This is a genomic window from Verminephrobacter aporrectodeae subsp. tuberculatae At4 (assembly GCF_000193225.1).
GTDB classification, from domain to species: domain Bacteria; phylum Pseudomonadota; class Gammaproteobacteria; order Burkholderiales; family Burkholderiaceae_C; genus Acidovorax; species Acidovorax aporrectodeae.
Map to the genome: position 1 here is coordinate 1 of NZ_AFAL01000694.1, position 2,469 is coordinate 2,469.

Below are 2,469 nucleotides of genomic sequence, written 5' to 3' on the forward strand. Positions count from 1 at the left end.
CGTCCCCATGGCGCGCGCAGCGTGCTGCAGGTAGTTCACGGCGCAGCCGGTGTGGCCGTGCGCGTTCTCCACCTCGGCCAGGCAGGACAGGGCCACGGGGTCGTGCGCCACGGCGTCGAGTACGGTTTCGGCGAGTTGCGCGACGGCGCTCCAGCTGCGCGACGTGATCTGCGCCGCCGGGGTAGCGGCAAGCGGCGCGTCGGCGCGGGCCTTTTTCACCAGCTCCTGCAGGCGCGCGTGCGCGTGCGCCAGGCTGATCCGCTGACCGGGCGCGATCCCGACCTCGGGCTGCGGCGCGCAGGTCCATTCTTCGGGCAGCCGGGGCAGCCAGTCTTGCAGGGCCTGCTCCTGCGCCTGCGCGCTGTGCGGATGCTCGGCCCGCGCCAGCCAGTGCAACCACATGGCGCGCAGGCCCTGGCCGAAATGCTGCCCGAAGAGGTCCTCGCGCATCAGCGCCGAGCGCTCCATCTCGTCGCGCAGGCCCAGGCGCAGGGCGTTCAGCGCGGGAACGTCGGCGGCCAGGCGCTGCGCGATGCGCACGTAGTCCTGCGGCGTTTCGGCGAGCCACTCGCTGCGCCCCAGGTGCGTGAGCAGGCTCACGCCCATGCGGCCCTTGAAGCTTGCGCCGACCATGGAGACGACGGGCAGGCCCATCCAGAGCGCGTCGAAGGTGGTCGTTCCGCCGCTCAGCGGGAAGGGGTCGAGCGCAATGTCGATGCGGTGGTACGTCAGGTACTGGTTCGCGTTGCGCAGCGCGACCAGGTCCAGCCGCTGCGGCTCCAGGCCCAGGCCCTGGCAGCGCTGCCGGTAGGCGTCGGCGAAGTCGGGCCGGTCGAGGTTCTTGCCTTCGATGAGCAGGCGCGACCCGGGGGTCGCCGCCAGGACCCGGCCCCACAGCGCGAGCACCTCGTCGCTGAGCTTGCCCAGGTTGTTGCACGAGCCGAAGGTGACGCAGCCCCGCTCGCCTGCCGGCGCCGGGTGCACCTGGTAGCGCGGCTGGTAGCGCCACAGCGGGTTGCGGCTCATCGGGCGGTAGCAGGCAAACGGCGTGGGCAGGCGGTAGAGCCGCTCGGTGTACTGCGCCTGGGCGTCGGGCGGGTCGGTGATTTCGTCGGTGAACCGGTAGTCCACGGCCTGCAAGCCGGTCGTCGCCGGGAAGCCGAGCCATGAAACCTGCACCGGCGCCGCCTTGTGCGCGAGTGCCAGCAGGCCGTTGTGCCCGGTATGCCCTGCCAGGTCCACCAGAATGTCGATTCCCTGCGCGCGGATCGCCTCGGCCTGCTGCCGCGCGTCGAGTCCCGCCAGGCGCACGAAATGGTCCGCATGGCGCTGCACGCGCGCGCTCACGGAGTCCTCGTCCGGGAACAGATGGAAGGCGAAGACCTCGAACTGGCGCCGGTCCAGCCGCGCCAGCAGGCCCTCGGCGAAGTACATCACCGAATGCATCCGGAAGTCGGGCGACAGGAATCCGACCCTCAGGCGGCGCCACGGCGCGCCCCGGTGCTGCTCGAAGCGCGGCCACGCCTGGCGCAGCGGCGACTCGAAGATGGCGCCGTATTCCCGCGCCGCGGCGGACAGCTGCGCGGCGTCCACCTGGGGCGCCGAGAGCATGAACAGCAGCCGATTGGTGTGGTTTCCCGGCTCGTCGGGGAACAGCGCGATGGCGCGCTCGGAGTCTTCGATGGCCTCGCGGATCTGGCCCAGTTCGCGCCGGTGGATGGCGCTTTGCATCAGCGCTGCCGCGCGCTCGTGCAGCGTCCGGGCGCGCGCGGCGGCGTTCTGGCTGGCCGCGAAACCCCTGTCGTGCAGGCCCGGCAGATAGCAGCATTCGGCCAGCTTGATCCAGACGATGGCCTGCTCGGGACACAGCCCGCAGAGCCTCTCGAGCAGCGGCAGCGCGGCGTTGTTGCGCGCCTGCTCGATGAGCACGTTCGCGTGGTTCACCAGCAGCTCAGCGTCGTCGGGCCAGAGCACGCTGGCACGCTGGTAGGCTTGGCGCGCGGCGCCGAACCGGCGCTGCCGGTGCAGCGCAAACCCGAGCAGCCGGTGCGCCCCGAGGTCGCGCCCATTCTTGCGCAGCGCCTGGCGGCACAGCCGGGCCAGCAGCGGCCAGTCCGCTGCCAGCAGCGCCGTGCGCAGCCCATCGTGCGCGCTCGGCGGGGCTTTGGGGAGAGAGGGTGCCATGGTGAATCTCCGCGCCCGTGCGTGCGCCACCGCTTGCGCTTGCCTGCGGCAATGCATCGGGCGACGGGCCATTTCCTGGCCATTGTGCTGATGCCGTCCGGGGGCGTTGGGCGGATAAGTGGCGCAAAAACCGGCCGGCGGCGGCCTTGCCCCTCAAGTTTTCCGAAGGCACACCGAAAACTAAGTGTCCTGCCCCGCGAATAGCGGCACAAGATGAAACTGATGCATTTCGCGTCATGGCAAGGCGCAAACCGCAGCGATACCCGTAGGTATCGCGAGGATTTG

1 protein-coding gene is annotated in these 2,469 nt (G+C 70.7%); it reads right to left on the reverse strand.

Annotated features, from left to right (window positions below; all coding sequences use genetic code 11):
* Nucleotides 1-2,184 (reverse strand): O-linked N-acetylglucosamine transferase, SPINDLY family protein (locus tag VTU_RS28785; RefSeq protein ID WP_010107684.1); only part of this gene is annotated, 2,184 nt, incomplete at its 3' end.
* Between the last annotated feature and the right edge of the window lie 285 nt (nt 2,185-2,469).